31 protein-coding genes are annotated in these 25,916 nt (G+C 46.8%); 27 read left to right on the top strand and 4 right to left on the bottom strand.

Annotation, left to right across the window (positions count from 1 at the left end; all coding sequences use genetic code 11):
- The first annotated feature begins 23 nt into the window (after positions 1 to 23).
- The 8 genes from NYE28_RS02375 to NYE28_RS02410 all read left to right on the top strand — a co-directional run bounded on the left by NYE28_RS02375 (position 24) and on the right by NYE28_RS02410 (position 8,371).
- Positions 24 to 1,646 carry a sensor histidine kinase gene (locus tag NYE28_RS02375; RefSeq protein ID WP_014416956.1) on the top strand — a complete coding sequence of 541 codons (1,623 nt, stop codon included), beginning with the start codon at positions 24 to 26 and terminating at the stop codon, positions 1,644 to 1,646.
- On the top strand, positions 1,621 to 2,292 hold the full coding sequence (locus tag NYE28_RS02380) for a response regulator (RefSeq protein ID WP_003156219.1): 672 nt from the start codon (positions 1,621 to 1,623) through the stop codon (positions 2,290 to 2,292). The genes NYE28_RS02375 and NYE28_RS02380 overlap by 26 nt, the downstream gene beginning before the upstream one ends.
- A gap of 108 nt (positions 2,293 to 2,400) precedes the next feature.
- On the top strand, positions 2,401 to 3,657 hold the full coding sequence (gene dctP / locus NYE28_RS02385; protein ID WP_012116859.1) for a C4-dicarboxylate transporter DctP: 1,257 nt from the start codon (positions 2,401 to 2,403) through the stop codon (positions 3,655 to 3,657).
- 185 nt (positions 3,658 to 3,842) lie between these two features.
- Complete coding sequence (locus tag NYE28_RS02390; protein ID WP_007410215.1) at positions 3,843 to 4,892, top strand: AI-2E family transporter; 1,050 nt, start codon at positions 3,843 to 3,845, stop codon at positions 4,890 to 4,892.
- Positions 4,893 to 4,993: 101 nt separating this feature from the next.
- The gene (locus NYE28_RS02395) at positions 4,994 to 5,920 is read left to right on the top strand and encodes an ABC transporter ATP-binding protein (protein ID WP_012116860.1); all 927 of its coding nucleotides are present in this window, start codon (positions 4,994 to 4,996) and stop codon (positions 5,918 to 5,920) included.
- Positions 5,913 to 6,680 carry an ABC transporter permease gene (locus NYE28_RS02400; protein WP_007410217.1) on the top strand — a complete coding sequence of 256 codons (768 nt, stop codon included), beginning with the start codon at positions 5,913 to 5,915 and terminating at the stop codon, positions 6,678 to 6,680. Before NYE28_RS02395 ends, NYE28_RS02400 begins: the two co-directional genes overlap by 8 nt.
- A gap of 94 nt (positions 6,681 to 6,774) precedes the next feature.
- Complete coding sequence (locus tag NYE28_RS02405) at positions 6,775 to 7,110, top strand: hypothetical protein (protein ID WP_342490276.1); 336 nt, start codon at positions 6,775 to 6,777, stop codon at positions 7,108 to 7,110.
- A gap of 115 nt (positions 7,111 to 7,225) precedes the next feature.
- Positions 7,226 to 8,371 carry an acyl-CoA dehydrogenase family protein gene (locus tag NYE28_RS02410; protein ID WP_094031517.1) on the top strand — a complete coding sequence of 382 codons (1,146 nt, stop codon included), beginning with the start codon at positions 7,226 to 7,228 and terminating at the stop codon, positions 8,369 to 8,371.
- Positions 8,372 to 8,396: 25 nt separating this feature from the next.
- On the opposite strand, the gene fbpB is transcribed toward NYE28_RS02410, so the two are convergent.
- Positions 8,397 to 8,543, bottom strand: coding sequence for a Fur-regulated basic protein FbpB (gene fbpB, locus NYE28_RS02415; protein WP_003156206.1), 147 nt, complete (start codon positions 8,541 to 8,543; stop codon positions 8,397 to 8,399).
- On the bottom strand, positions 8,530 to 8,709 hold the full coding sequence (locus NYE28_RS02420; RefSeq protein ID WP_003156203.1) for a Fur-regulated basic protein FbpA: 180 nt from the start codon (positions 8,707 to 8,709) through the stop codon (positions 8,530 to 8,532). Before NYE28_RS02420 ends, fbpB begins: the two co-directional genes overlap by 14 nt.
- A gap of 213 nt (positions 8,710 to 8,922) precedes the next feature.
- On the opposite strand from NYE28_RS02420, the gene NYE28_RS02425 reads away from it, so the two are divergent.
- A complete protein-coding gene (locus NYE28_RS02425; RefSeq protein ID WP_100001218.1) occupies positions 8,923 to 9,816 on the top strand; it encodes a cation diffusion facilitator family transporter in 894 nt (297 codons plus the stop codon).
- Here the strand turns inward: NYE28_RS02425 and NYE28_RS02430 are convergent.
- Positions 9,813 to 10,130: a thioredoxin family protein gene (locus tag NYE28_RS02430; RefSeq protein WP_003156200.1), complete on the bottom strand. Its 318-nt coding sequence runs from the start codon at positions 10,128 to 10,130 to the stop codon at positions 9,813 to 9,815. The two genes, NYE28_RS02425 and NYE28_RS02430, sit on opposite strands and share 4 nt — an antisense overlap.
- Positions 10,131 to 10,283: 153 nt before the next feature.
- On the opposite strand from NYE28_RS02430, the gene NYE28_RS02435 reads away from it, so the two are divergent.
- The 5 genes from NYE28_RS02435 (at position 10,284) to NYE28_RS02455 (ending at position 16,684) form a co-directional block, all read left to right on the top strand.
- Positions 10,284 to 11,369: a D-alanine--D-alanine ligase gene (locus NYE28_RS02435; RefSeq protein WP_003156199.1), complete on the top strand. Its 1,086-nt coding sequence runs from the start codon at positions 10,284 to 10,286 to the stop codon at positions 11,367 to 11,369.
- A 76-nt stretch (positions 11,370 to 11,445) separates the two neighbouring features.
- Positions 11,446 to 12,816: a UDP-N-acetylmuramoyl-tripeptide--D-alanyl-D-alanine ligase gene (gene murF, locus NYE28_RS02440; RefSeq protein ID WP_342490277.1), complete on the top strand. Its 1,371-nt coding sequence runs from the start codon at positions 11,446 to 11,448 to the stop codon at positions 12,814 to 12,816.
- A 330-nt stretch (positions 12,817 to 13,146) separates the two neighbouring features.
- Entirely contained in the window at positions 13,147 to 14,631 is a 1,485-nt protein-coding gene (cshA, locus tag NYE28_RS02445; RefSeq protein WP_015239193.1) for an ATP-dependent RNA helicase CshA, read from the top strand.
- 117 nt (positions 14,632 to 14,748) lie between these two features.
- Positions 14,749 to 15,228: a PH domain-containing protein gene (locus NYE28_RS02450; RefSeq protein WP_337681240.1), complete on the top strand. Its 480-nt coding sequence runs from the start codon at positions 14,749 to 14,751 to the stop codon at positions 15,226 to 15,228.
- Positions 15,218 to 16,684 carry a PH domain-containing protein gene (locus NYE28_RS02455; protein ID WP_337681241.1) on the top strand — a complete coding sequence of 489 codons (1,467 nt, stop codon included), beginning with the start codon at positions 15,218 to 15,220 and terminating at the stop codon, positions 16,682 to 16,684. The genes NYE28_RS02450 and NYE28_RS02455 overlap by 11 nt, the downstream gene beginning before the upstream one ends.
- Here the strand turns inward: NYE28_RS02455 and NYE28_RS02460 are convergent.
- Positions 16,681 to 17,280: a rhomboid family intramembrane serine protease gene (locus NYE28_RS02460; RefSeq protein ID WP_003156193.1), complete on the bottom strand. Its 600-nt coding sequence runs from the start codon at positions 17,278 to 17,280 to the stop codon at positions 16,681 to 16,683. The genes NYE28_RS02455 and NYE28_RS02460 overlap by 4 nt on opposite strands.
- A 92-nt stretch (positions 17,281 to 17,372) precedes the next feature.
- Between NYE28_RS02460 and acpS the strand changes: the two genes are divergently transcribed.
- From acpS to NYE28_RS02525, 13 genes are all read left to right on the top strand, one after another.
- Positions 17,373 to 17,738: a holo-ACP synthase gene (gene acpS / locus NYE28_RS02465; protein ID WP_053104569.1), complete on the top strand. Its 366-nt coding sequence runs from the start codon at positions 17,373 to 17,375 to the stop codon at positions 17,736 to 17,738.
- Between the two features lie 164 nt (positions 17,739 to 17,902).
- A complete protein-coding gene (locus NYE28_RS02470) occupies positions 17,903 to 18,910 on the top strand; it encodes an outer membrane lipoprotein carrier protein LolA (RefSeq protein ID WP_077392009.1) in 1,008 nt (335 codons plus the stop codon).
- 116 nt (positions 18,911 to 19,026) lie between these two features.
- On the top strand, positions 19,027 to 20,196 hold the full coding sequence (gene alr / locus NYE28_RS02475; RefSeq protein ID WP_025284272.1) for an alanine racemase: 1,170 nt from the start codon (positions 19,027 to 19,029) through the stop codon (positions 20,194 to 20,196).
- 119 nt (positions 20,197 to 20,315) lie between these two features.
- Positions 20,316 to 20,597, top strand: coding sequence for a type II toxin-antitoxin system antitoxin EndoAI (gene endB, locus NYE28_RS02480; protein ID WP_003156188.1), 282 nt, complete (start codon positions 20,316 to 20,318; stop codon positions 20,595 to 20,597).
- Positions 20,598 to 20,602: 5 nt separating this feature from the next.
- On the top strand, positions 20,603 to 20,953 hold the full coding sequence (ndoA, locus tag NYE28_RS02485) for a type II toxin-antitoxin system endoribonuclease NdoA (protein WP_003156187.1): 351 nt from the start codon (positions 20,603 to 20,605) through the stop codon (positions 20,951 to 20,953).
- 117 nt (positions 20,954 to 21,070) lie between these two features.
- Entirely contained in the window at positions 21,071 to 21,892 is an 822-nt protein-coding gene (locus tag NYE28_RS02490; protein ID WP_003156182.1) for an STAS domain-containing protein, read from the top strand.
- 4 nt (positions 21,893 to 21,896) lie between these two features.
- Positions 21,897 to 22,262, top strand: coding sequence for an RsbT antagonist protein RsbS (rsbS, locus tag NYE28_RS02495; protein ID WP_003156180.1), 366 nt, complete (start codon positions 21,897 to 21,899; stop codon positions 22,260 to 22,262).
- A 2-nt stretch (positions 22,263 to 22,264) separates the two neighbouring features.
- Entirely contained in the window at positions 22,265 to 22,666 is a 402-nt protein-coding gene (locus tag NYE28_RS02500) for an anti-sigma regulatory factor (RefSeq protein ID WP_003156178.1), read from the top strand.
- An 11-nt stretch (positions 22,667 to 22,677) separates the two neighbouring features.
- A complete protein-coding gene (locus NYE28_RS02505; protein ID WP_342490278.1) occupies positions 22,678 to 23,685 on the top strand; it encodes a PP2C family protein-serine/threonine phosphatase in 1,008 nt (335 codons plus the stop codon).
- A 63-nt stretch (positions 23,686 to 23,748) separates the two neighbouring features.
- A complete protein-coding gene (locus NYE28_RS02510; RefSeq protein ID WP_033575044.1) occupies positions 23,749 to 24,078 on the top strand; it encodes an anti-sigma factor antagonist in 330 nt (109 codons plus the stop codon).
- A complete protein-coding gene (rsbW, locus tag NYE28_RS02515) occupies positions 24,075 to 24,557 on the top strand; it encodes an anti-sigma B factor RsbW (RefSeq protein ID WP_007609591.1) in 483 nt (160 codons plus the stop codon). The genes NYE28_RS02510 and rsbW overlap by 4 nt, the downstream gene beginning before the upstream one ends.
- The gene (gene sigB, locus NYE28_RS02520) at positions 24,523 to 25,311 is read left to right on the top strand and encodes an RNA polymerase sigma factor SigB (RefSeq protein WP_003156171.1); all 789 of its coding nucleotides are present in this window, start codon (positions 24,523 to 24,525) and stop codon (positions 25,309 to 25,311) included. The genes rsbW and sigB overlap by 35 nt, the downstream gene beginning before the upstream one ends.
- Positions 25,311 to 25,913 carry a PP2C family serine/threonine-protein phosphatase gene (locus NYE28_RS02525; RefSeq protein ID WP_332274561.1) on the top strand — a complete coding sequence of 201 codons (603 nt, stop codon included), beginning with the start codon at positions 25,311 to 25,313 and terminating at the stop codon, positions 25,911 to 25,913. The genes sigB and NYE28_RS02525 overlap by 1 nt, the downstream gene beginning before the upstream one ends.
- The last annotated feature ends 3 nt before the right edge of the window (positions 25,914 to 25,916 follow it).

The following is a 25,916-nucleotide window of genomic DNA, read 5'->3' on the forward strand; positions in this document are numbered from 1 at the left end:
AAGAGACGGAAAGGAAGAGGCCAATGACGAAAAAAAAGCTCACCATCCGCTGGAAAATCACCATACTTTCGTATATCGTCGTGCTTTTTACCTTTTTGATCGTCGGCATCGTGCTGATCGGCAATATTCAGCATACAGAGGAGCGCGAGCTGAAAAAACGGCTGATGAATACCGCGCGGACGGTATCTGAGATGACCGATGTCAAACGCGCCCTCGAGCAGAAAAAACAAAGGGAAGACGTGCGCCATGCGGTCGAAGAAATAAGGATCATCAATGAAGCGGACTACATCGTCGTCATGGATATGGATCATATCCGCTATTCACATCCCGTCAGCACAATGATCGGAAAGCGTTCAAGGGGTGAGGACGAAGCCGCGGCGTTCGCCGAGCACATTTATTTTTCCGAAGCAAAGGGAGAGATCGGCACCGCCGTCCGCGCTTTTTATCCCATCAAAGACCGGGATTTGAATCAGATCGGCGTCGTTCTGGCCGGTAAAACGCTGCCCGGATTCGGTGAAATTCTTCTTCAGCTGAAACATGAAATACTGTTTATCGTTCTGCTGGCGCTCGGGTTCGGACTGGCCGGCTCCTTTTTGCTGGCCCGCCACATCAAAAAACAAATGTTTTGGCTGGAGCCCCATGAGATCGTGAGAATGTATGAGGAACGGACCGCTACGTTTCATTCAATGAATGAGGGCGTCATCGCGATTGATAATCAGCATCACATCACCATTTTTAATGAAAAAGCGAAGCAGATATTCAATGTCAGACAAGAGACCGATGGCAGGCTGATTTGGGACGTGTTAAAAGATTCGCGCCTCCCTGAGATCGTCGAGCGGAACCGAGCCGTATATAATGAAGAAATCCAAGTCAGCGGAAAGGTGATCATGAGCAGCAGAATTCCGATCGTCATGAAAAAGAAGGTCATCGGAGCCGTCGCCATTTTTCAGGACAGGACGGAAGCGGCGAAAATGGCGGAAGAACTGACAGGTGTGAAAAATTTTGTCGATGCGCTCAGAGTTCAAAATCATGAACATATGAACAAGCTTCACACCATCGCGGGACTGATTCAGCTCGGAAAATCAGAAAAAGCGCTCCAGCTTGCTTTTAAGGAATCATCAGAACAAGAAAGCGTTACCGATTTTCTTCATCAGGCCATTCAGAATGACGCTGCGGCGGGACTGCTGTTAAGCAAAATCAAAAGAGGAAAAGAGCTTGGCATTTCTGTGAAAATTGATGAAAACAGCAGTTTCTCGGCATTTCCGGAGCATGTCGACCAGCATGACATTGTCGTCCTGCTCGGCAATTTAATTGAAAATGCGTTCGGCGCATTCGAAACAGCGGACACGGAGGACAAACATATTGACATCAGTATCGAGCAAAATGATGAAGTGCTTGCTATATTAATAGAAGACAACGGAAGCGGGATTTCCGATCAGCACATCCCGCGCCTTTATGACAAAGGGTTTACCGTCAATAAAACGGGAGGAACGGGATATGGCTTGTACCTCGTCAAACAAATCGTCGACAAAGGGATGGGCGTTATTGAAGTCGACACACGGCAGGGACAGGGAACGGCATTTTCTATTTTATTTCCGATGAAGGGGGAGGAATCATTCGATGGACATCAAGGTGCTGCTTATTGAAGATGATCCGATGGTGCAGGAGGTGAATAAAGAATTTATCACCGGTGTTTCGGGGTTCAGCGTCATCGCCACAGCCGCTGACGGAGACGAGGGAATCAGGCTTATTAAAGATCTGCGGCCCGGGCTCGTGGTATTAGACGTATACATGCCGAAAAAAGACGGAATTAAAACGCTCCAGGAAATCAGAAAACAAAAGCTCGAAGTGGACGTCATCATCGTCTCGGCCGCAAAAGACAAAGAAACAATCCAGCTTATGCTGCAAAACGGTGCGGCCGACTATATTTTGAAGCCGTTTAAGCTGGAGCGGATGAGACAGGCGCTCGAAAACTATAAACAATATAAACGGAAAATTGAAGAGCATGACACCATGTCGCAAGAGCAGCTTGACATGCTGCTTAAAATTCCGCAAAATCCGTCCCGGGATCTGCCGAAGGGGTTAAATCATTTTACGATGAATGAAATTTTGACCTATATGAAACAGCAGACGGAGCCGCTTTCAGCTGAAGAAGCCGCCAAAGCGCTCGGAATCGCCAGGGTGACAGCGCGGCGTTATCTTGATTTTCTTGAAAAAGACGGCCAGATTAAGCTCGACATTCAATACGGGGGAGTGGGCCGGCCGGTTAACCGCTACAAATTCGTCCGCTAGCCGAGACCAAAAAGACCAAAATGTCCGTTATGATCATAAGCTTCCCCTCTTTGTTTGAAAACGCTATCATTTTTGTATAGACGCAGCGAGAGGCAAGGGGGAGTAGGGATGAAAATTTTCAAAAATCTTACGGTGCAGGTCATCACGGCGGTTATCATCGGCGTCATTGTCGGACTCGTATGGCCTGAGGCCGGGAAGCAGATGAAGCCGCTCGGCGATACATTTATCAATGCGGTAAAAATGATTATCGCACCGATCATATTCCTGACGATCGTGCTTGGCATCGCCAAGATGGGAGACATGAAAAAAGTCGGCAAAGTCGGGGGAAAAGCATTTATTTATTTTGAAGTCGTGACCACCATCGCCCTTATTATCGGACTTCTGGTCGTCAATATCATGAAACCCGGTGAGGGGCTTGATTACAGCAAGCTTGAAAAAGGGGATGTCTCTCAGTACACGCAAAACGGGGGACAGGGGATTGACTGGATTGAATTTATCACTCACATCGTTCCGTCAAATATGGTTGACGCTTTCGCAAAAGGCGACATTCTTCAGGTCTTATTCTTTTCTGTTTTATTCGGTGTCGGCCTGGCGGCGCTCGGTGAAAGAGGCAAAAGCATTATTGATTTCTTTGATAAACTGTCGCATGTTTTTTTCAAAATCATCGGCTACATCATGCGCGCGGCGCCGATCGGCGCATTCGGAGCCATGGCCTATACGATCGGGCACTTCGGCCTTGATTCCATCAAGCCGCTGGCGAGTCTGATGCTGTCTGTATACGTTACGATGTTCCTGTTTGTATTTGTCGCTTTGAATATCATTTGCAAACTATTCGGTTTCAGCTTGTGGAACTATCTCCGTTTTATTAAAGATGAACTGCTCATCGTTCTCGGCACAAGCTCTTCTGAGTCCGTCCTTCCGCGGATGATGGATAAAATGGAGCGCTACGGCTGTTCCAAATCGGTTGTCGGCCTTGTCATTCCGACGGGATATTCTTTTAACCTGGACGGCACCTCAATTTATCTGTCCATGGCGACGGTTTTTCTGGCGCAGGTGTTCGGCGTTGACCTTACCATCGGCCAGCAGGTTACGATCATTCTCGTGCTGATGCTGACATCAAAAGGCGCGGCGGGCGTAACCGGAAGCGGATTTATCGTGCTCGCCTCCACTTTATCGGCGCTCCAGGTTATTCCGCTGGAGGGGCTGGCGCTGCTCCTCGGCGTCGACCGCTTTATGAGTGAAGGAAGGGCGATCGTCAACCTGATCGGAAACGGAATCGCCACCATCATCGTAGCCAAGAGCGAAAATGAGTTTGACGAAGCGAAAAGCACACAGGCCGTTAAAGAAATGAAAACGGCGGTATAAAAGGAAAGGGACGGCATGCATCGGGCATGCCGTTCTTTTTTTCGGCCGCCATGAGTAAAAAAGATAAATTTGTTTAAATTTATTAGGAGGTGGACAAAGACCTTAGCGTCATTTTGTTATATAATTTACAATTAGAGAGTGAAAGATGAAATCTAAGGGCTTTTTGTCCTAGCAGGAGTGTATAAATGGCGGCTATTTTTAAATTTTTTCAGCATCCGGGTGTCAGACGTTTTTCCGTTTTTCTTGTTTTGACTGGGGTGTTAGTTGTATTCCGAAGTATGATTAATTTGATTTTGCTTACGTTTATTTTTACTTTTCTGATGGATCGGCTGGAGACTGTCATCCGGCACGTGTTGAACCATTTTTTCCGGATCAGCCAGAGGGTGGTCATCACCGTTTTATATATTGCGCTGGCTGTCGGGGCGACTGTCGGAGGCTTTGTCTTTTACCCGATTGTTGCCAAGCAGATTGAACAGCTGATTAAGCAGATCAAGCACATCGCGTATCATCCCGATGTCATTCCGTTTTATGATGAGATATCGAGCGTGTTCGGCGATATCAATATCGGTTCCTATGTAAAAGAAGGTTTTAATGTACTGTATACATACTTGGCCGATATCAGCACTTTCGGTTTGCAGGTCGTGATGTCACTGATTCTCAGCATGTTTTTCCTGTTCGAGAAAAAGCGGCTCACGGAGTTTATGAAAAAATTTCAGCACAGCAAGCTGTCTGTTTTTTACTACGAACTTGCTTATTTCGGCAGCAAGTTTGCGAGAACATTCGGCAAAGTGCTTGAAGCCCAATTTATTATCGCGCTGGTGAACTGTATCCTCACCTTGATCGCATTGGCGATTCTGCATTTTCCGCAGCTGTTCGGCCTGTCAATCATGGTCTTTTTCCTCGGGCTCATTCCCGTGGCGGGTGTGGTGATTTCGCTCATTCCGCTCAGCATCATCGCATATACGACGGGCGGCGCAGCGTATGTCATCTACATCGTGCTGGTCATTTTCGTCATCCATGCGATTGAGACGTACTTCCTTAATCCGAAACTGATGTCAGCGAAAACGGAACTGCCGATCTTTTTTACCTTTACAGTTCTGATTTTCTCGGAACATTTCTTCGGCATTTGGGGCTTGATTATCGGGATTCCGATTTTTGTGTTCCTGCTTGATATTCTGGATGTCGTCAATAATGAAGAGAAGGAAAAAAACGGACCGGTCCCGGATAAGACATAACGTCGGCTCCGGCTCTTCACGAATATATGACTAATGTTATAATGCAGACAGTGCCTTTGTACGGGCACTGTTTATTTTTTGTGAAAAAGGAGGAAGGCTGTATGACTGAGCCGATTTTACATATTGAAGGCCTTGACAAAACAATAGGCAAAAAGCACATTTTAAAAAACATCAGCATGGATGTCAGGCAGGGCGAGATCATCGGTTTGCTCGGTCCGAACGGGTCGGGAAAAACCACACTTATCCGAATCATCGTCGGTCTTTTAAAGAAAAACAGCGGCACGATTACAATTAACGGCTTTCAGCACGATGCTGATTTCGAAAAAGCGCTTGAATCCGTCGGAGCGATCGTGGAAAATCCTGAATTCTACCCGTACCTGACGGGGTGGGAAAATCTGAAGCACTTTGCCAACATGCACAAAAACATCAAAGAGGACAGGCTTCAGGAAGTCATCGAACGGGTCGGGCTCACCAATGCCGTTCATGACAAAGTTAAAACGTATTCCCTTGGTATGCGTCAGCGTCTCGGGATTGCGCAGGCCATTCTTCACCGTCCGAATCTGCTCATTTTAGATGAACCGACAAACGGGCTTGATCCCGGCGGAATGAAGGATTTCCGCGATCACTTAAAGGAACTCGCGGAGCTTGAAGGGACGAGCATCCTTTTTGCGACGCATTTATTGCGTGAAGTGGAGGACCTTTGCGACCGTGTTATCATCATTCAAAAAGGTGAGATCAAAACAGAGGTTGTTCTGCGCGGCGCTGAGGAAAAAGAAGAAAAAGCCGTCCTCGACATTCAGCCGGCTGACGAAGCATTCGAATGGCTGTCCCAACAGCAATTTGCTCCGGAGAAAAACGGCGGGGGCATTACCGTCACCGTAGCGAAGAAGGACATCCCGGCATTAAACCGTGCGCTCGTCGGACAAGACTTTCTCGTGTATTCCATCATGCCGTATGCGGAATCGCTGGAGGATGAATTCATGAAAGTGACGACGGCGCTTCAAGAGGAGGGGGAGACGAATGTTTAAATTGACAGCGAATGAGCATATGAAACTCTTTAACCGAAAAGTCTCATTAGTGGCGCTGATTCTGATGGCCGTTCTCCAATTTATTATGGCGCTTGTCATTAAACGGCTTGTCATCAGTTCCGGAACGGATGAGAATTTCATCGGCTATATGGCGTACGCGCCCGGGCTGAATATTCTGCTTGAGGCATTAACGATCGTGATCGCGGCAACGATCATTTCCGCTGAATTTGATAAGAAAACGATCAAATTTTTATTAATCCGCCCGGTAAAGCGGGAGCGGATTTTTGTATCTAAACTCATTACCGTATTTTTGGTCAGCTTGTACCTGTATGCGGCGTACTATATTCTGTCTCTGCTGTTCGGCATGGCTTTCTTCGGCGTGTCGGTGACATCTGAATCAGGGACGCTTCTTATGAACACCCTGAAAGTAATCGGCACGAACTGGGTCGAGGCGTTTGCGATGGCATGCTTTGGCTTGTTGTGTTCTTCTGTATTCCGAAACAGCGCAACGGCCGTCATTTTGTCATTTATCGTGCTGTATGGCGCAAAATCACTCGTGACGATTATGTCGCTCTTCCAAAACAAATGGGGAAGTTTTCTGCTGTTCGCAAATACTGACCTGACGCAATATATGAGCGGGGCGAAACCGCTGTTTGCGGGAATGACGCCGTTATTTTCCGCAGGCATTATCATTATCCATATCGTATTCTTCTTAGCCGTCGCTTGGTGGAGCTTTTGCAAACGCGATGTTCGGGTATAAAGTAAAGGAATGACATTTTTGTGAAAAAGATCACGATAAATCAATAATTTATGCTATTTTGATTTATAATAAAGGTAATGACGGAGGTGCTCACTTGAGAAATTTTATTACCGCATTACCGATTGTGTTATTGCTTGGTTTTTCCTTTGTGTCATTCATGTTCCAATTCGAACATCTTGTTTATTTCAGGCTTGCGCTGGGTTTGTTTTCTACAGTGGGGCTGTTTCTCTTATATAAAATGAAGTCGGGATTCAGTTATTTCATCATCTACCTGTATGCAAGCTGGATCGTGCTTGCGGCAGTTACCGCGTTTGAAGAGCCGATTTTTTCAAGCTTTTTCTTTGGCGGGCTTGTGATGACGATGGGTTATCTCACATATATGCTGATTTATCTCGGGCTTAAGCAGGACCGCGGCCCGGAAGCAGTCTGAACGCGCTATTCCATGGAATAGCGTGTTTTTTTTGTACAGCCTCACAGTTGCGAAACGAGACTTGAATCTCTATAATACTTATTAACTTTATCGGAATTATAATGGGGGGATTCCAGTGTCTTTATGGATACAGAATGAACGGCAGAGGGAATGGATGGAAAAAATCGGCCTGCTTGCAGACGAATTTCAAAAAACAGCCGCGCTTGATGATGAGGCGGGCCGTTTTCCTGCGGAGAAAATTCAAAGACTGCGCGACGCGGGATATACGGCGTTAACGGTACCTGAGGTATTCGGCGGTGCAGGCATTTCCGTTTATGATATGGTGCTGTTTCAGGAACGGCTGGCGCGGGGAGACGCGGCCGTTGCTCTCGGAATCGGCTGGCATTTATCCGTCATGGGTGAGCTCGGAGAAGGAAACAGCTGGGATGAAGATGTCTTTTCATTTATCACAGAAGAGGTGAAAAATGGAGCTGTCCTGAACAGGGCAGCGACGGAACGGCAGACCGGCAGTCCGACGAGGGGAGGAAGACCCGGCACCTCCGCTGTCAAAAAAGACGGAAAATGGGTGCTGAACGGCCGAAAAACCTTTACAACCCTTTCACTGACTTTGGATTATATGCTTGTGACGGCATGGATTGAAGAAAAACAAACGACCGGTGTTTTTCTCATTCATAAAGATCAGTCAGGCGTTTCAGTCGAAGAAACATGGGATATGATTGCCATGAAGGCGACCGGAAGCCATGATCTCCTTTTAGATCATGTCACGGTCAGTGACGAGCGGCTTGTGGAGCTTATCAGCGGGCCGAGAGCGGCGAAAGTGAATGGCTGGCTGCTTCACATTCCCGCTGCTTATCTGGGCATCGCTCAAGCGGCAAGGGACTATGCCGTCCGGTTTGCATCCGAATATTCGCCGAACAGCCTGAACGGACCGATTAAAGACGTGCCGGCCGTTCAGCAGCGTGTCGGGGAAATGGAGCTTGAATTGTTAAAAGCGAGACAGTTTCTCTTCACGGCGGCGCAAATGTATGATGACCCGAAACGCCGCCCTTTCATCAAAAGCGAGCTCGGCATCGCAAAACATATTGTGACAAATGCCGTCCTTTCTGTTGTTGATAAAGCAATGAGAATCACCGGCGCAAAAAGCCTGGAGCGAAATAATCCGCTTCAGCGGTATTATCGGGATGCCCGGGCCGGCCTTCACAATCCGCCGATGGACGATGCGGTCATCGGCAAATTAGCGGCGGAAGCCTTTGAGCAATAAAAAAAGAGCCTGAAAAAGGCTCTTTTTATGTATGGCTGTTGTGCCGGAGCAGTTTTTGATGCTTGCGGTCAATTCTGTCATAGATCACATTCATCAGCTTTTGATTATTCATAATGGCCGCCTTGTTTTCTTTTATCAGCTGTTCGTATGTTTTTATTTTACGTTTCGCCATGAGCCCGCACCTTCCTTACATATTTGTATTCGCTTTCTAATTCTCCGAGCGATAATTCATATAAATGCCGTTCCGACTTTTTGTATATTCCGTTATTGATCAGCAAATGGATCAGATGTTTTTTTCGTCCTTCAACTGATGATCTGAGCTGAGGAGAAGACCTCATGATTACCCTCCTAATCAAATGATATTGAGAATCATTATCAGTTAATGAAAGTATACAATGGGCATATTCATATGTAAAGGAAAAATACCGCCAATTTTTCGACAAAAAGTTTCCCGGGGAATCATGCTGTCGAATATTGCATTCGCTCAGATCAAAGCTGCTATTTTTCCGCTTTTCCATCCATACTATGAATGAGAATGGAGGACTCCTTACATGAATGATCAAACGGCAAACTTAAAACGGGGCGAGAAAGGCGCGATTCTTAATATCGGCGCGTACCTCATCCTTGCCGCCGTCAAACTGGTGATCGGTCTTATTTATCATTCCGAAGCGCTCAGAGCGGACGGGTTAAATAATGCCACGGATATTGTCGCATCACTGGCTGTGCTGATCGGGCTCCGGATTTCCCAGCGCCCCGCGGACAGTGATCATGCCTACGGACATTATCGGGCTGAAACAATTTCTTCATTAATTGCGTCTTTTATTATGATGGCGGTTGGTTTTGAAGTGCTGATCGGAGGGGCAAAGGCGATTGTCAGCGGAACGGAGGCCGAGCCGAGCTTCATTGCGGCATGGACGGCGCTCGGAAGCGCGATTGTAATGTACGGCATGTATGTATATAACAGCCGTCTTGCAGATCGGGTTAAAAGTGCTGCGCTTCATGCGGCGGCGAAAGACAGCCGTTCTGACGCCTATGTCAGTATTGGGGCGTTTATAGGCGTCTTAACGGCCCGGCTTCATCTGCCGTGGATTGATCCGGTCATTGCTTTTCTGATCGGAATCATCATCTGTAAGACGGCATGGGACATCTTCAAAGATGCTTCCCACTCATTGACGGACGGGTTTGATCTGAAAGATTTGGAGCCGTATAAACACACGGTGAAAGAAATAAAAGAGGTCAGCAGGCTGAAGGATGTGAAAGCAAGGTATTTAGGGAGCACGGTTCATGTGGAAATGGTCATTACGGTAGATCCGGGGCTGTCTGTGAAAGAAGGCCATGAAGTAGCCGATGAAGTCGAGTATACAATAAAACATGAACATGATGTGACTCATGTCCATGTTCATGTAGAGCCTGAAGTCATAAACAAAGATCGTGAAACGAATTAAATATGCTGTGATAAAAACTCTGTGACTTCTTCGGGCGTTTTCGCGTTTGCGCTGTGAAGATGCGCTTTCTTTTCACCGTTTTTAAAGATCAGAAGGCTCGGTATGCCCATTACCTGATATTTGTCGGCAAGCTCAGGGAGCTCGTCTCTGTTCAGTTCATACCAATCATTTTGATTATATTCTTCCAAAATATCGCCGATGAACATATTCATGCGCGTGCAGTCAGGGCACCAGTCAGCGAAAAATTTCACGATGATTTCCTTGTCGGATTGAATAAGTTCATTAAATTGTTCTGTTGTACTGATTTTTTTCATATGACACATCTCCTTTTCCATGCCATTTTAATATAAAATAAAAAGGAATTACATACAAATGCTTTCATATTCAGAATGCCCAAAAATAATTAGATCATTTTCTGAGGAAAGTGATAAGATAGTAAAGATGAATTGTTGTGGGGGGAATATCCATTGAAAACAAGTCTAGGATTGGTGTACGGCGGAAAGTCAGCCGAACACAATGTATCGCTGCAGACAGCATTAGCTGTAACAAAAGCGCTTAATACTGAGAAGTTTGATATACATCCGATTTACATCACTGAAAAAGGAGAATGGCAAAGAGGCCCGCTGCTGACTGAGCCGGTTTCCAACGTGAAAATGCTTCAGCTGGAACAAAACGGTGAAAGTTTCGCTCTATCAGCATTGAACCGGGAAATGTTTCCTGAAGCGTCGCCTGACGAAAAGGCGCCGATCGATGTCGTATTTCCGCTTCTCCACGGACCGAACGGTGAAGACGGCACCATTCAGGGTCTGCTGGAATTGCTGAACGTTCCTTATGTCGGCAACGGGGTGCTTGCATCATCAGCCGGCATGGATAAAGTCATCATGAAGCATTTGTTCGCTCAAGCGGGGCTTCCGCAGGCGAAGTACGCCGCTTTCTTAAAAAAGGACTGGAAACAGACGCCGGACAGCTGCTTACAGCAGGTTGAAGAGGAGCTGGGATATCCGTGCTTCGTCAAACCGGCGAACCTCGGATCAAGCGTCGGAATCAGCAAATGCCGAAACCGTGAAGAGCTTGAAAAAGCCTTCGAACTGGCTTTTGAGTATGACCGGAAAATTGTGGTGGAAGAAGGAATCGCCGGCAGAGAAATCGAAATCGGCGTACTCGGAAATGACGAACCGAAATGCTCCGCCGTCGGTGAAATCGCGCCGAAAACCGACTTTTACGATTACAAAGCGAAATATGAAGACGGCGACACGGATTTAATGATTCCCGCGCAAGTGACGGATGAACAATATGCGGAAATCAGCGAAATGGCGATTAAAGCCTTCAAAGCGATTGACGGATCAGGCCTTGTCCGCGCCGATTTCTTCCTGACCAATGACGGTCAAGTGCTCATTAACGAAGTGAACACAATGCCGGGCTTTACGCCATTCAGCATGTTCCCGCTGCTTTGGAAAGAAGCAGGTGTAGATTACAGTGATCTGATCGAACAGCTGGTTGAGCTGGCAAAAGAACGCCATGCCGAAAAACAGCTGATTAAACATACATTTTAATGAAGACGGACACTGCCTGAAGGGGCAGTGTCTTTTCCCGTAACAGACAACATTTTCAGAAAGCGAGGTGCCACCTTTGATAAAGCGAACTGTAAAACGAATCGCAGACATGGTCAAAGGCACACTGACAAATCCCGAATTTGAACAAACAATGATTGAGGGCGCCGCAACCGATACGCGGACTTTGGAAAAAAATCAGCTGTTCATTCCTTTAAAAGGCGAGCATTTTAACGGCCACACCTTTGTGCCGCAAGCATTCGAAAAAGGCGTTTCCGCGGTGTTGTGGGACCGCTCTGAACCGAATCCGCCGGAAGGGCGTGCTGTCATCCTGGTCGATGACACGCTGAAGGCGCTGCAAACATTGGCAAAAGCTTATTTGAAAGAGCTCGGCACAAGGGTTATCGGGGTGACCGGGAGCAACGGAAAAACGACAACGAAAGACATGCTTCACGCCGTTCTCGGCACGCAGTACCGCGTTCACAAAACCGCCGGCAATTTCAACAATCATATCGGCCTGCCGCTGACTGTGCTTGCCATGCCTGAAGATACAGAAATCGCCGTTTTAGAAATGGGAATGAGCGCGAGGGGCGAAATTGATTTTCTGAGCCGTCTTGCTGAACCGGAAGCGGCCGTCATTACCAATATCGGCGAATCCCATATGCAGGATTTAGGCTCAAGAGAAGGAATTGCGGAGGCGAAACTTGAAATTATAAACGGACTTCGGGAAGACGGCGTTCTGTTTTATTTCGGGGATGAGCCGCTGCTTCGCGAAAAGACGTACACTTGCCGGACAACGACATACGGCGCAGGCGCGGACAATGATCTCCGCCTGAAAGAAATAAAACACGCGGAAGAAGGCACGTACTTCAATATCGACGGGATCGACCGTTCTTTCTTTATTCCGGTTCTCGGCAGACATAATGTGATGAATGCCATGGCTGCATACGCCGCCGGCATCTATTTCGGCATTACGCCGGAAAATGCCGCTCTGGGACTGAGCCGCCTGAAGGTGACGGGGATGAGATTGGAACTGGTCAAAACGGACAACGGCATCTCGATCGTAAACGACGCATATAATGCGAGCCCGACGTCAATGAAAGCGGCGGTCGAATTAATCGAAACGATGAAAGGCTATCGGAAGAAAATGCTCGTGCTCGGTGATATGCTTGAACTTGGTGATGAAGAAAAAGCATTCCACGAAGAATGCGGAGCTGCGGTCAATCCGGCGGAAATCGACCATGTATTTACTTACGGCACACTCGGCGCATTCATCGCTGACGGAGCGCGCCGGCATTTTGAAGAAGGGCGCGTCAGCCATTATCTTGACAAAAAAGAACTGCTTCACGCCATACAGGAAATGGCCGCTTCCGGCGATCTCCTTCTGTTTAAAGCATCGAGAGGTATGAAGCTCGAAGAAATCGTTAAAGATTTATTAGAGAAGAACTGAAAAAATACTGATCAGCATTATAAAAATATACAAAAATGAAGAAACTAATTCAGGGTGAAATAATTCTGTCCGTATGAAAAAGAAAGACCGCCGGCTGGGAAATCCCGTCCGGCGCGGGGTCCGGCCTCGTTCGCGGGAAGAATCCGGTCAGGCCGCTTCCGGCCGCCTGACCATCTCGCCTTATTGAAAAACACATAGTGTAATGGTAAGATTAAACGTAAAGTAATTCGGGCTTTGTATACGTATGATCCTGTCCTTTGGATGAAAGGGCGGTTTTTAGTGGTAAATCACGACATTACTGAAACAGCAATCAGAAGGAGTTTGAATAATTTGACTATAACGTTTCAAGATTTCCAATTAAGTTCTGATCTCATGAAATCAATCAATCGTATGGGATTTGAAGAAGCAACACCGATCCAGGCACAAACGATTCCGCTCGGACTTTTAAATAAAGATGTCATCGGACAAGCGCAAACAGGTACAGGTAAAACAGCTGCGTTCGGTATACCCCTTGTTGAAAAAATGAACCCCGAGTCTCCTAATATTCAAGCAATCGTAATCGCGCCAACCCGTGAATTAGCCATTCAAGTATCTGAAGAGTTATATAAAATCGGACAAGATAAGCGTGCGAAAGTACTGCCTATTTACGGCGGCCAGGATATCGGACGTCAGATCCGCGCATTGAAGAAAAACCCGCATATCATCGTAGGTACGCCGGGGCGTCTTCTTGACCATATCAACCGCCGCACGATCCGTTTAAACAACGTGAATACGGTTGTCATGGATGAGGCTGATGAAATGCTGAATATGGGATTCATTGATGACATTGAATCCATTCTCTCAAACGTGCCGAGCGACCACCAAACGCTCTTATTCTCAGCAACAATGCCTGCGCCGATCAAACGGATCGCAGAGCGTTTCATGACTGAGCCGGAACACGTAAAAGTAAAAGCGAAAGAAATGACTGTGTCCAACATTCAGCAGTTCTACTTGGAAGTGCAGGAGCGCAAAAAATTCGATACGCTGACTCGTCTTCTTGACATTCAGTCTCCGGAACTTGCGATCGTATTCGGACGTACGAAACGCCGTGTCGATGAGCTTGCTGAAGCCCTGAACCTTCGCGGATATGCGGCTGAAGGAATTCACGGCGACTTAACGCAGGCGAAACGTATGGTTGCGCTTCGTAAATTTAAAGAAGGTGCGATCGAAGTGCTTGTAGCGACTGACGTTGCCGCCCGCGGACTTGATATCTCAGGCGTTACCCACGTTTACAACTTTGACGTGCCTCAAGATCCTGAAAGCTACGTTCACCGTATCGGAAGAACGGGCCGTGCAGGAAAAACGGGTATGGCGATGACGTTTATCACACCGCGTGAGAAAAGCATGCTTCGCGCGATTGAACAAACGACAAAACGCAAAATGGACCGTATGAAAGAGCCGACGCTTGACGAAGCATTAGAAGGACAGCAGCAGGTGACGGTTGACCGTCTGCGCACGGCGATCAGCGAAAACAACCTGAACTTCTACATGACGGCAGCTGCGGAATTGTTAGAAGATCATGATGCAGTGACAGTTGTGGCTGCAGCCATTAAAATGGCGACAAAAGAGCCGGACAGCACGCCTGTACGCCTCACTGATGAAGCGCCGATGGTCAGCAAACGCTATAAAAACCAGCGTACTTCTAAGCGCAGAGACGGCCAAGGCGGCGGCTACCGCGGCGGCAAAGGGAAAACCAACAACCGTTCTTCCTACGATAAAAAACGCTCAAGCGACCGCCGTTCTTCAGGTGACAGACGCCAGAAAAAATCATACTAAAACACAGGAAGCGGACCCTTTTACGGGGTCCGCTTTTTTTTTGATATGCCGGAAAGTGAATCTTTTTTGCAAATCAGCCGTATTTGTATGTATGATAAAAAATGGGAGGTAGGTATGTTGAGAGCACAGCCAAAAAATCGAATCAGTCCAAGCGGCTTAAAAGTCTGGCGTCTTCAGGAAATCATCCTGTCCGCCTTCTGTTTTCTGGCCGTTATAGCAGCAGCTGTTTTAAGCCATTTCTTCCATTGGCCGTATTGGATCACCGGAGTCCTCGGCATCATTTGGATATTCGGTTCAGTGATATCCGTCTATGCCATACCGAAAATCAGGCACAGGATCTGGCGCTATGAAGTCCATGAAAATGAAATTGATATTCAATCCGGCATTTTTATTGTCAAACGGGTCATTGTGCCGATGGTGAGGGTGCAGCACGTAGATACTTCACAAGGCCCGCTCCTCAGAAGGTACCGTCTGGCCTCAGTCAAAATCTCCACGGCGGCAACCGTTCATTCCATTCCAGCGCTTGATATGGAGGAAGCTGACCGGCTGAGGGATTCCATTTCCCGTCTGGCAAGGGTGACGGAAGATGATGTCTGAGCCGAAACGTCTGCACCCGGCGGCCGTGATTTTGAACTTATTCCATATTATTATCGAAACCATTAAAAACATTATTCTGCCATTTTTTCTCGTCTATATTGTAAACTCCAACCACTTCATCCGCTTTTACGGAGGCATTGCGCTCGCCGTCCTGCTTATCTGGCTGATTACGGCTAGTGTGATCGAGTGGAGAAAATTCACATACCGGATTGAGGACGGAGAATTCAGAATTGAAGAAGGCTTGTTTTTTACGAAAAAGAGATACATCTCCATTGACCGGATTCAATCAATGAATACGAGTGCCGGCATCATTCAGCAGCTTTTTAAGCTTGTTAAGCTTCAAATCGAAACGGCCGGCGACGGGAAAAGCGCCGAGGCCGTCTTATCCGCCATTACTGTGGAAGAGGCGGAACGGATCAGAGCGGCTGTTTTTCAGCAAAAAGCGGAGCAAGAAGAACGAGGGGAGACCGCAGCGGAGCAGGAGCCGATGCGCGGGGAAGATGTGCAATCCGTTTACCGATTGTCTGTAGGTGAGCTGCTTATGGCCGCCTCAACATCCGGGGGAATCGGTGTCATCATCTCAGCGGTATTCGCCCTCTTTTCTCAGATTGATGAAGTACTTCCGATGGACTGGCTCTATGACAGGTTTTCTTTTCTCAAGCATGCGAGCATCGGTATATACGCCGTGATCATTTTCATAGGATTGTTCATCGCCTGGCTGTTAAGCATCGCCGGTATGATGATCAAGCATGCCAACTTTAAAATAGAAAAAAAGGAACACGAATTGGTCATTACCAGAGGAATTATTGAAAAACATCAAGTGACAATCCCGCTCCGTAAAATCCAAGCCATTAAAATGAAAGAAAATGTGATCAGGCAATTATTCGGATACGCGACAGTGGCGATTGTCAGCGCCGGCAGTGCGGGGAATGAGAAAGAAGGAGCACAGACGATTCTGTTTCCGATCATCCGCAAATCAAAGCTCGGAGTGATGCTGAACGGTTTCACACCGGATTACGTGCTGGAAGAAAACCGAAATCATTTGCCGAAAAGGGCGCTGCGCCGGTATTTATTCCGATCCATAATCTTCTCGGTTTTCGTGATCATCCCGCTTTGTATTCTGTTTAAGCCGTGGGGATATGCATCGCTCCTTGTGCTTCCCGTCGAACTGGTGCTTGGATATGCCTCGTTTAGGACAGCGTCATGGTGCATAAACGGCGGCAGGCTTCAGATTACCACGAGGCTGGTCGGGAAGACGACCACGATTATGCTGAGAAGAAGAATGCAGATGTTTGAAGTCAGCCGCTCCTTTCTGCAAAAAAGAAGGCGGCTCGCATCTGTGGCTACCGCAGTGAAATCAGCTCACCACATGGAGCATGTCATGCTGAAGGATGTCAGCGAGGAAGATGCCGAACGCATCGGGCGCTGGTATTCATATGAAAAAGCGGACGGTTAATACCGCCGCTTTTTTTGCTGCACGCATAAAAAGGAAAGCAAAAATCCGCCTGCCAGTCCGAACAAATGCGCCATAATGTTAATATTAGAGTTGATAAACGTCGACAGCACCGCGATGATAAGCAGGGTCATAATCATTTTCGACTGATCCCGGCCGATCAGCTCCTTGCGGAAAACAGTCAGAAACACATACACGCCGAAAAGTCCGAAAATCGCGCCGGATGCACCGACATGCACATAATCAAGCGGTTCGGCAAGATATGTGCCAATATTGCCGATAATGCCCGATGCGATGTACACAATCAGAAAACGGACTTTTCCGAGCATCTGCTCCAGCGGGGGCGCGAATAAAAAGAGAGACATGGAGTTAAACAAAAGGTGAGTGAAATTCGCGTGTAAAAACATCGGTGTCACCAGCCGCCACCATTCTCCCGAGGAAACGCCGTAATTATAGCCGGTCACAGCATCTGACCACATCATGACGGAATGAAGCGGCATACTGAAAAACAGCCACAAGAACGCCTGCAGCGCCAAGATACAGCTGACGGCCGGATAACGTCTGATAAAAGTCTGGAAATTTTCCGTTCGTATAAACATCGCAAGCCCCTTTGCATCTGATTTGTTACATATATAGTAACACGTTTATGACATAAACCGTTTTTTAGTACGGACTTTTAGGAGGAATTCACATGATTTTCGGAATCGGAATCGACATCGTTGAACTGCACAGAATTGAAAACATGCTCAGCCGGCAGGCGAGGTTTCCGCAAAGAATATTGACGGAGGCTGAATACGCCCGTTTTACATTGCTGTCGGACAAAAGGAAAATTGAATTTCTCGCGGGAAGATTTGCGGCAAAAGAAGCCTTTTCGAAAGCATACGGCACAGGTATCGGCAAAGAGCTCAGCTTTCAGGATATTGAAACCGGAAACGACAAAGCGGGAAAGCCTGTGCTGGCCTGCGCCAAGCTTGACTGCGCGGCGGTTCACGTCTCCATTACCCATACAAAAGAATACGCCGCGGCACAGGTCGTGATTGAAAGGTTGTCACGCTAGTCTGCATATTAGCCGGAACCCCTTCATATATTTGATAGTGCATTAAGGGAGACAAGTTGTTTGAGGCTTTTATGGTACGCGTCCGTCCGTTCAGGGCGTACCGTTAAAGTCAAACAAGCGATTTCTTCCCTTTACATCAATTGAGAAGAAGGGGTTGAAAAAAGGTGAGAAAAAGCTTTGTTTTGCTTTTAACGGGACTGCTTGCCGTCCTTATTCTTTCGGCCTGCGGCCAAAAATCACAGGAAGATATCGTGAACGGTTTAGATAAGAAGGCGAAAGAATACACCTCGTACAAAGCGAAAGCCAAAATGACCATTGAAACGGGGAGTGATCCGCAAGTATACAATGTGGAAATCTGGCATAAAAAGCCTTCCCTGTACCGGGTCTTTTTGGAAAATCCGAAAAAAGACCAAAACCAAGTCATTTTACGGAACGCCAACGGAGTCTTTGTCCTCACGCCGTCGTTAAATAAGAGCTTCAGATTCCAAAGCGACTGGCCGAATAACAGCAGCCAAGTATATTTGTTTGAGTCACTTGTAAAGGACGTGCAGCATGACAAAGACGCCGTCTATTCCGCCAAAGATAAAAAGTACACGTTTGAAACAAAAACAAACTATCAGCACAACAAAATGCTGCCGACTCAGGAAATCACTTTCAACAAAAAGGACATGAGCCCGTCGCTCGTCAAAGTCATGGATACAGACCGGAAAGTGATGGTAAAAGTCGAATTCAAAAGCTTTGAATTCAACAAGCCGTTTGATAAAGACTCTTTTGACGAGAAGAAAAATATGACGCTTTCCCAGATGGACGTCGCCACAAGCGCCAAGCCGTCTGATTCATTTGCGGTCAAAACACCGCTTCAAGTGCCGGCCGGCGTCAAAAAGCTTGAAGAGAAAGATATTTCAACGGCGGACGGCAAACGGATCGTCATGACTTACGGCGGAGAAAAATCATTCACCCTTATTCAAGAAAAAGCCCATATCGCAAAAGCCGCCTCTGCCGTCACGCTGAAAGGCGAACCGGTTAATCTCGGCTTCACGGTTGCGGCATTATCTGATACGTCTTTAACGTGGACATATGACGGAGTGGATTATCTTCTGTCATCACAGGATCTGACAAAAGATGAAATGGTGGCCGCCGCCAAAAGCATGCAGGGACAGTCGTCAAAATAACGTCAAAAAAGAGGCCGCTGCTGTCGGTCTCTTTTTTGATTCCATTTCACTTTGCAGAATAATTTTAGTATGATAATAACAATATGAATTGAAAATAATGCTAGGAAGTGTATCGAATGAACACAGCATCCTTTTACAGAGAAACGTGGGCGGAAATCAACCTGTCCGCGATTAAAGAAAATGTCACGCATATGAAAAAACACATCGGGCAAAACGTCCATCTCATGGCGGTTGTAAAGGCGAACGCTTACGGCCACGGAGATTTGGAAGTTGGGAAAGCCGCGCTTGAAGCGGGTGCCTCTTGTCTTGCCGTAGCCATACTGGATGAAGCAATTTCATTGAGAAAACGGGGCATTACAGCGCCGATTCTCGTGCTTGGCGCCGTGCCGCCCGAATATGTACAAGCAGCTGCCGAGTATGACGTAACACTCACGGGGTATTCTGTTGAATGGCTTCAGGAAGCTGCGCGCCACCTCGGAAGTGCGACAGTGCCGTTTCATCTGAAAGTCGACACCGGCATGAACAGACTCGGAGTCAAAACGGAGGAAGAAATCCAAAGCGTGTTAAAAATCCTCAGCCAAAATCCCGGTTTAGTCTGTAAAGGCGTATTCACCCACTTTGCTACCGCGGATGAGAAAAACAGAGATTATTTCCTCTTCCAGTTTGACCGCTTTAAAACATTGATCGCTCCGCTTCCTTTAAAAGAATTGATGGTGCACTGCGCGAACAGCGCTGCCGGACTTCGTCTTAAAAAAGGCTTCTTTAACGCGGTTCGTTTCGGCATCAGTATGTACGGGCTTCGTCCTTCTGCTGACATCCAAAGCGAAATTCCGTTTCAATTAAAGCCGGCTTTTGCGCTGCACTCTGTTTTATCCCATGTGAAAAAGATCCGCAAAGGGGAAAGCGTCAGCTACGGCGCAACATATACGGCAGAGAAGGATCAATGGATCGGAACGGTTCCCATCGGCTATGCGGACGGGTGGCTCCGCAAGCTGAGCGGCACGTCTGTGCTGATCGGCGGCAAACGGATGAACATCGCGGGAAGAATCTGCATGGATCAATTGATGGTCGAATTAGATCAATCTTATCCGCCGGGCACCAAAGTCACCCTGATCGGCAGCCAGAAGGGAGAAACGATCACGATGGATGAAATCGCAGGGCGGCTTGAGACGATTAATTACGAGGTCCCTTGTACCATTAGTTCCCGCGTTCCCCGTATGTTTTTGGAAAATGAGAGTATAATGGAAGTAAGAAATCCTTTACTGCAAGATAATACAAACAAGTAGCCGTCATCCGGAAAAAGAGAATTTATAAAACAGCTTTGCTTGACGTTTGAATAATGGTATCATTATGTCTGGATGGATGTATTGGTCGTATCCGTAAGTTTGGTGGAGGTGTATGTTTTTTGTCTGAATCCAGCGCAAGAACCGAAATGAAAATCAGCTTGCCTGAAAACTTAGTAGCTGAATTGGATGGTGTAGCGATGCGGGAGAAACGAAGCAGAAACGAACTGATATCACAAGCAGTGAGAGCGTATGTCAGCGAACGGACAACTCGCCATAACCGTGATTTGATGAGACGCGGGTATATGGAAATGGCGAAAATCAACTTGAATATCTCTTCTGAGGCTCACTATGCTGAGTGCGAAGCAGAAACGACCGTTGAGCGCTTAGTCAGCGGAGGATAATCATTTTGATTGTAAAGCGCGGCGATGTTTATTTTGCTGATTTATCTCCTGTTGTTGGCTCAGAGCAAGGCGGCGTACGCCCGGTTTTAGTGATCCAAAATGATATCGGAAATCGCTTTAGCCCGACTGCTATTGTTGCAGCCATAACAGCCCAAATACAGAAAGCGAAATTACCAACCCACGTCGAAATTGATGCAAAACGCTACGGTTTTGAAAGAGATTCCGTTATTTTGCTGGAGCAAATTCGGACGATTGACAAGCAAAGATTAACGGATAAAATAACTCATCTGGATGATGAAATGATGGATAAGGTTGATGAAGCCCTGCAAATCAGTTTGGCACTCATTGATTTTTAGTCATATTTTGGTTGCTCATATAGAGCAACTTTTTTTGTTTTCGAAAAACATAAGCGCTATAATAAAGAGATAATCAAACAAAATTTGTTGTTTTGTGTCGGGAGGTCAGTGAAACCCATGTCGAATCAGAAAGTGTATCAGTTCATCATTGATCAGCATGATGAACTGCTTGATACTTGGACAGCCAAACTAAAAGAAGTAGGCAATCAGGAAGACTATCAGCTTACGAATCACATATGTGAAAATATTTGTAAAGACTATATAGACATTCTTTTATTATCGACTAAAAATGACGAGGCCACGGAAGAGCAGATCAGTGAACTCGCACTGCGCGCCGTTCAGCTCGGCCTGTCACTGAAACTTCTTTCAGCCACCCTGTCAGAGTTTTGGAAACTGCTTTACGAAACGATGGTCGACCTTAATATGGCCGATCAGGACAGAGCAGATTTGATTTTGGAAATAGACAGCTTTTTCAATCCGATCAACACGGAAATCTTAAATCAGTATTCTATCTCCTGGGAAAAAACGGTTACTTTGCAAAAAATCGCGCTTCAGGAATTGTCGGCTCCGCTGATCCCGGTATTTGAGCATGTAACGGTCATGCCGCTTGTCGGGACGATTGATACGGAGCGTGCAAAGCACATTATGGAAAATCTGTTAAACGGAGTCGTAAAGCACCGTTCACAGGTTGTATTAATTGATATCACGGGCGTGCCGGTCGTTGATACGATGGTGGCGCACCATATTATCCAGGCATCGGAAGCGGTGCGGCTTGTCGGCGCGAAATGCCTGCTCGTCGGAATCCGTCCGGAAATCGCGCAGACGATCGTTAATCTGGGAATTGATTTGTCGCAGGTTATTACGAAGAATACCCTTCAAAAAGGAATTCAAACAGCGCTTGAAATGACAAATCGAAAAATCGTTTCATTGGGGGAATAACATTGTGAGACATCCAAAAATCCCGATCCTGAAACTGTATAACTGCTTATTGGTATCCATCCAATGGGAGCTTGACGACCAGACAGCTTTGCATTTTCAAGAAGATCTGCTGAACAAAATCTATGAAACCGGCGCAAACGGGGTCGTCATTGACCTGACATCCGTTGACATGATCGATTCATTTATCGCGAAAGTGCTCGGCGATGTCATCACCATGTCTAAATTGATGGGCGCAAAGGTCGTATTGACGGGAATTCAGCCGGCTGTGGCGGTCACATTGATTGAACTCGGAATCTCACTTGAGGAAATTGAAACGGCGCTCGATTTAGAGCAAGGGCTTGAGACATTGAAGCGGGAATTGGGGGAATAGCGATGAACGACCAATCCTGTGTGAAAATCATGACAGAATGGGATATCGTAGCCGCAAGACAGCTTGGCCGCAACGTTGCGAAGGAATTAGGCTTCGGCACGGTGGACCAGGCCAGAATCACGACGGCTATCTCAGAATTGGCCAGAAACATTTACTTATATGCAGGCAAGGGCCAGGTCAGCATAGAACAAGTAAACGACAGAGGGAAAAAAGGCCTTAAAATTATAGCAGAAGACAAAGGACCCGGAATCCCCGACATCCGTAAAGTGATGGAAGACGGCTTTTCAACGTCAGGCGGACTGGGAGCGGGACTTCCGGGCGTCAAAAGGCTGATGGACGAATTCAGCCTGCAATCTGTTGCAGAGGAAGGAACAGAGATTCAAGCCGTGAAATGGCTTCGGTAGGAGGTTAGAACGTGGATTTCAGGGAGGTTATAGAGCAGCGGTATCATCAGCTGCTTAGCCGATATATAGCCGAATTAACAGAAACATCTTTATATCAAGCCCAAAAATTCAGCCGAAAAACGATTGAACATCAGGTTCCTCCGGAGGAGATTATCAGTATCCACCGAAAAGTAGTAAAGGAACTGTATCCGGATCTGCCGGAAGATGTTTTTCATTCGCTGGATTTTTTAATAGAAGTCATGATTGGCTACGGGATGGCTTATCAGGAACATCAAAGTCTGAGAGATATCCAGCAGGAGCTTCGTTCGGAAATTGAAATTGCCGCAAATGTTCAGCAGACGCTGCTTGGCACAAAAATTCCTGAAGAAGAAGATCTGGATATCGGGGCGATCAGCGTCCCCGCCAAACAGATGAGCGGGGACTATTATCACTTTGTCAAAGACAAGGAATCGATTAACATCGCGATAGCCGATGTCATCGGAAAAGGAATACCCGCCGCATTGTGCATGTCGATGATCAAGTATGCCATGGACTCTCTTCCGGAGATCGGCATTCACCCCTCCCAAGTGCTGAAAAATCTTAACCGCGTTGTAGAACAGAACGTGGACTCAAGCATGTTTATCACCATGTTTTACGCAAACTACAATACGAAAAATCACCAATTTACATATGCCTCTGCGGGGCATGAACCGGGCTTCTACTACTCTGAAAAAGAAAAAAAGTTTTATGATCTGGAGGCAAAAGGATTGGTGCTGGGAATTTCTCAGGATTTTGATTACAGCCAATATGAACAGCACATGGACGAAGGAGACATGATCGTTCTTTTTTCTGACGGCGTCACCGAATGCCGTACCGAAAACGGTTTCTTAGAACGCAGCGACATTCAGCGCATGCTGGAAGAACATATGGACTGCCCCGCGCAGGATATGGTCAAAAATATTTACGACAGCCTGCTGAGACTCCAGGACTTTCAGCTTCATGACGATTTTACGTTAATTGTTTTGAAAAGAAAGGTTTAAAAAAACAGCAGCACGGGTAAAAAGCCATTAGCACGAGTAAGGATAACTTTCAGAGGTGATACGATGAATTTAACGGTAGATATGAAGGAGAATCTTTCAGATATACAAATCAATATCGCTGGAGAAATCGATGTATACTCAGCTCCGGCGGTTCGTGAAAAGCTGATGCCCCTGGCAAACGAGGGGAAGGACATGAGAATCTGCTTAAAAGATGTAAATTATATGGACAGTACGGGTTTAGGCGTTTTTGTAGGCGTGTTTAAAACGGTGAGCAAGGAAGGCGGCTCTCTCAAGCTTGAGAATCTTTCCGACCGGCTCGTCCGTCTGTTTGAAATTACGGGGCTTAAGGACATCATCGACATTTCGGCAAAGTCAGAAGGTGGCGTGCAATGAGTACATCAGTTGATTATATAGAGATGAAAATTCCGGCTGAACCGGAATATGTAGGAATCGTCAGGCTTACGTTATCAGGGGTCGCAAGCAGAATGGGCTATACTTATGATGACATTGAAGATTTAAAAATCGCTGTCAGCGAAGCTTGTACAAACGCTGTCCAGCATGCATACAACGATGAAAATAAGGGAGAAGTATCCGTGCGGTTCGGTGTGTTTGAGGATCGGCTGGAGGTCATTGTCGCCGATCAGGGAGACAGCTTTGATTTTGATCAGAAGCAGCAGGATCTCGGGCCGTACACACCTTCGCACACAGTCGATCAATTGTCAGAAGGAGGGCTCGGTCTGTATTTAATGGAAACGCTCATGGATGAAGTCAAAGTTCAAAGCAACTCTGGCGTAACCGTGGCGATGACAAAGTATTTAAATGGGGAGCGAGTTGATCATGGCACAACCATCAAAAACTACGAAACTAACTAAAGATGAAGTTGATCGGCTCATACGCGACTTTCAAACACATGATAATAAAGAAGCCCAGGAAACACTCGTCGAGGTGTATACCAATCTCGTCGAAATGCTGGCAAAGAAATATTCAAAAGGAAAAAGCTTTCATGAAGACCTCCGCCAGGTCGGAATGATCGGACTTCTCGGAGCCATTAAACGGTATGATCCCGAGGTCGGCAAATCCTTTGAAGCATTTGCGATTCCGACCATCATCGGCGAGATCAAACGCTTCCTCAGAGATAAAACATGGAGCGTACACGTCCCGAGACGGATTAAAGAACTCGGGCCGCGCATTAAAATGGCGGTGGATCAGCTGACGACAGAGACGCAGCGGTCGCCGAAAGTCGAAGAAATCGCAGCCTTTCTCGATGTGTCAGAAGAGGAAGTGCTTGAAACGATGGAGATGGGAAAAAGCTATCAGGCGCTGTCTGTCGATCACAGCATCGAAGCGGATGCGGACGGAAGCACCGTCACGATTTTAGATATCGTCGGTTCGCAGGAGGAAGGATACGAACGCGTCAACCAGCAGATGATGATCAAAAGCGTGCTTCATGTGCTGTCCGACCGCGAAAAACAGATTATCGATCTAACATTTGTGCAAAATAAAAGCCAAAAAGAAACAGGGGACATTCTCGGAATATCTCAAATGCACGTCTCGCGCCTGCAGCGGAAAGCGGTGAAAAAACTGAGAGAGGCCTTGATTGGAGATCCCTCCATGGAGCTAATGTAATGATTCAGGTTGAAGAAAATGAACATGTTCAAACTCTTGTATACCAATTGAATAAAGAAGGCAAGTCCATATGCGGCGACAGCTTTTTTATGAAGGCGAATGAAGAAGAATTCGTTTGCGCGGTAGCGGACGGTCTCGGCAGCGGCTCTCTTGCCAACGAATCCTCGTCAGCCATTAAAGACATCGTGGAAACGTATGCGGATGAGGATGTGGAAAGCATCATTGAGCGCTGCAATCAAGCGATGAAAAACAAAAGAGGGGCGACTGCCTCCATCTTAAAAATCAATTTCATCAAAAGGGAATTGACATACTGCTCGATCGGCAATGTCCGTTTCTTCCTGCACTCCCCATCAGGCGAAGTCTTTTATCCGCTGCCGATTTCGGGTTACCTCTCAGGCAAACCGCAAAGATACAAAACGTATACGTCATCATACGAAAAAGGGGCGAGGTTCATCATCTACACGGATGGGCTTGAGGTCCCGCATATCCGCACCTGCTTAAAGCAGGGACACTCAATAGAAGATATATCAAAATCACTTCATCCGTACACAACATCCAGACGTGATGATTTGACCTATATTCTAGGGCAGCTTTTATCGTAAGGC

It is taken from the genome of Bacillus sp. FSL R5-0443 (genome assembly GCF_038608285.1).
In the GTDB taxonomy this organism is placed as follows: domain Bacteria; phylum Bacillota; class Bacilli; order Bacillales; family Bacillaceae; genus Bacillus; species Bacillus velezensis.

What these genes read in the sequence shown, in the direction of transcription:
- NYE28_RS02375 (WP_014416956.1), top strand. Translation starts at nt 24, where the DNA reads ATGACGAAAAAAAAGCTCACCATCCGCTGGAAAATCACCATACTTTCG.
- NYE28_RS02380 (WP_003156219.1), top strand. Translation starts at nt 1,621, where the DNA reads ATGGACATCAAGGTGCTGCTTATTGAAGATGATCCGATGGTGCAGGAG.
- dctP (WP_012116859.1), top strand. Translation starts at nt 2,401, where the DNA reads ATGAAAATTTTCAAAAATCTTACGGTGCAGGTCATCACGGCGGTTATC.
- NYE28_RS02390 (WP_007410215.1), top strand. Translation starts at nt 3,843, where the DNA reads ATGGCGGCTATTTTTAAATTTTTTCAGCATCCGGGTGTCAGACGTTTT.
- NYE28_RS02395 (WP_012116860.1), top strand. Translation starts at nt 4,994, where the DNA reads ATGACTGAGCCGATTTTACATATTGAAGGCCTTGACAAAACAATAGGC.
- NYE28_RS02400 (WP_007410217.1), top strand. Translation starts at nt 5,913, where the DNA reads ATGTTTAAATTGACAGCGAATGAGCATATGAAACTCTTTAACCGAAAA.
- fbpB (WP_003156206.1), bottom strand. Translation starts at nt 8,543, where the DNA reads ATGGCGAAACGTAAAATAAAAACATACGAACAGCTGATAAAAGAAAAC.
- NYE28_RS02420 (WP_003156203.1), bottom strand. Translation starts at nt 8,709, where the DNA reads ATGAGGTCTTCTCCTCAGCTCAGATCATCAGTTGAAGGACGAAAAAAA.
- NYE28_RS02425 (WP_100001218.1), top strand. Translation starts at nt 8,923, where the DNA reads ATGAATGATCAAACGGCAAACTTAAAACGGGGCGAGAAAGGCGCGATT.
- NYE28_RS02430 (WP_003156200.1), bottom strand. Translation starts at nt 10,130, where the DNA reads ATGAAAAAAATCAGTACAACAGAACAATTTAATGAACTTATTCAATCC.
- NYE28_RS02455 (WP_337681241.1), top strand. Translation starts at nt 15,218, where the DNA reads ATGATGTCTGAGCCGAAACGTCTGCACCCGGCGGCCGTGATTTTGAAC.
- NYE28_RS02460 (WP_003156193.1), bottom strand. Translation starts at nt 17,280, where the DNA reads ATGTTTATACGAACGGAAAATTTCCAGACTTTTATCAGACGTTATCCG.
- acpS (WP_053104569.1), top strand. Translation starts at nt 17,373, where the DNA reads ATGATTTTCGGAATCGGAATCGACATCGTTGAACTGCACAGAATTGAA.
- alr (WP_025284272.1), top strand. Translation starts at nt 19,027, where the DNA reads ATGAACACAGCATCCTTTTACAGAGAAACGTGGGCGGAAATCAACCTG.
- NYE28_RS02490 (WP_003156182.1), top strand. Translation starts at nt 21,071, where the DNA reads ATGTCGAATCAGAAAGTGTATCAGTTCATCATTGATCAGCATGATGAA.
- NYE28_RS02500 (WP_003156178.1), top strand. Translation starts at nt 22,265, where the DNA reads ATGAACGACCAATCCTGTGTGAAAATCATGACAGAATGGGATATCGTA.
- NYE28_RS02510 (WP_033575044.1), top strand. Translation starts at nt 23,749, where the DNA reads ATGAATTTAACGGTAGATATGAAGGAGAATCTTTCAGATATACAAATC.
- rsbW (WP_007609591.1), top strand. Translation starts at nt 24,075, where the DNA reads ATGAGTACATCAGTTGATTATATAGAGATGAAAATTCCGGCTGAACCG.
- sigB (WP_003156171.1), top strand. Translation starts at nt 24,523, where the DNA reads ATGGCACAACCATCAAAAACTACGAAACTAACTAAAGATGAAGTTGAT.
- NYE28_RS02525 (WP_332274561.1), top strand. Translation starts at nt 25,311, where the DNA reads ATGATTCAGGTTGAAGAAAATGAACATGTTCAAACTCTTGTATACCAA.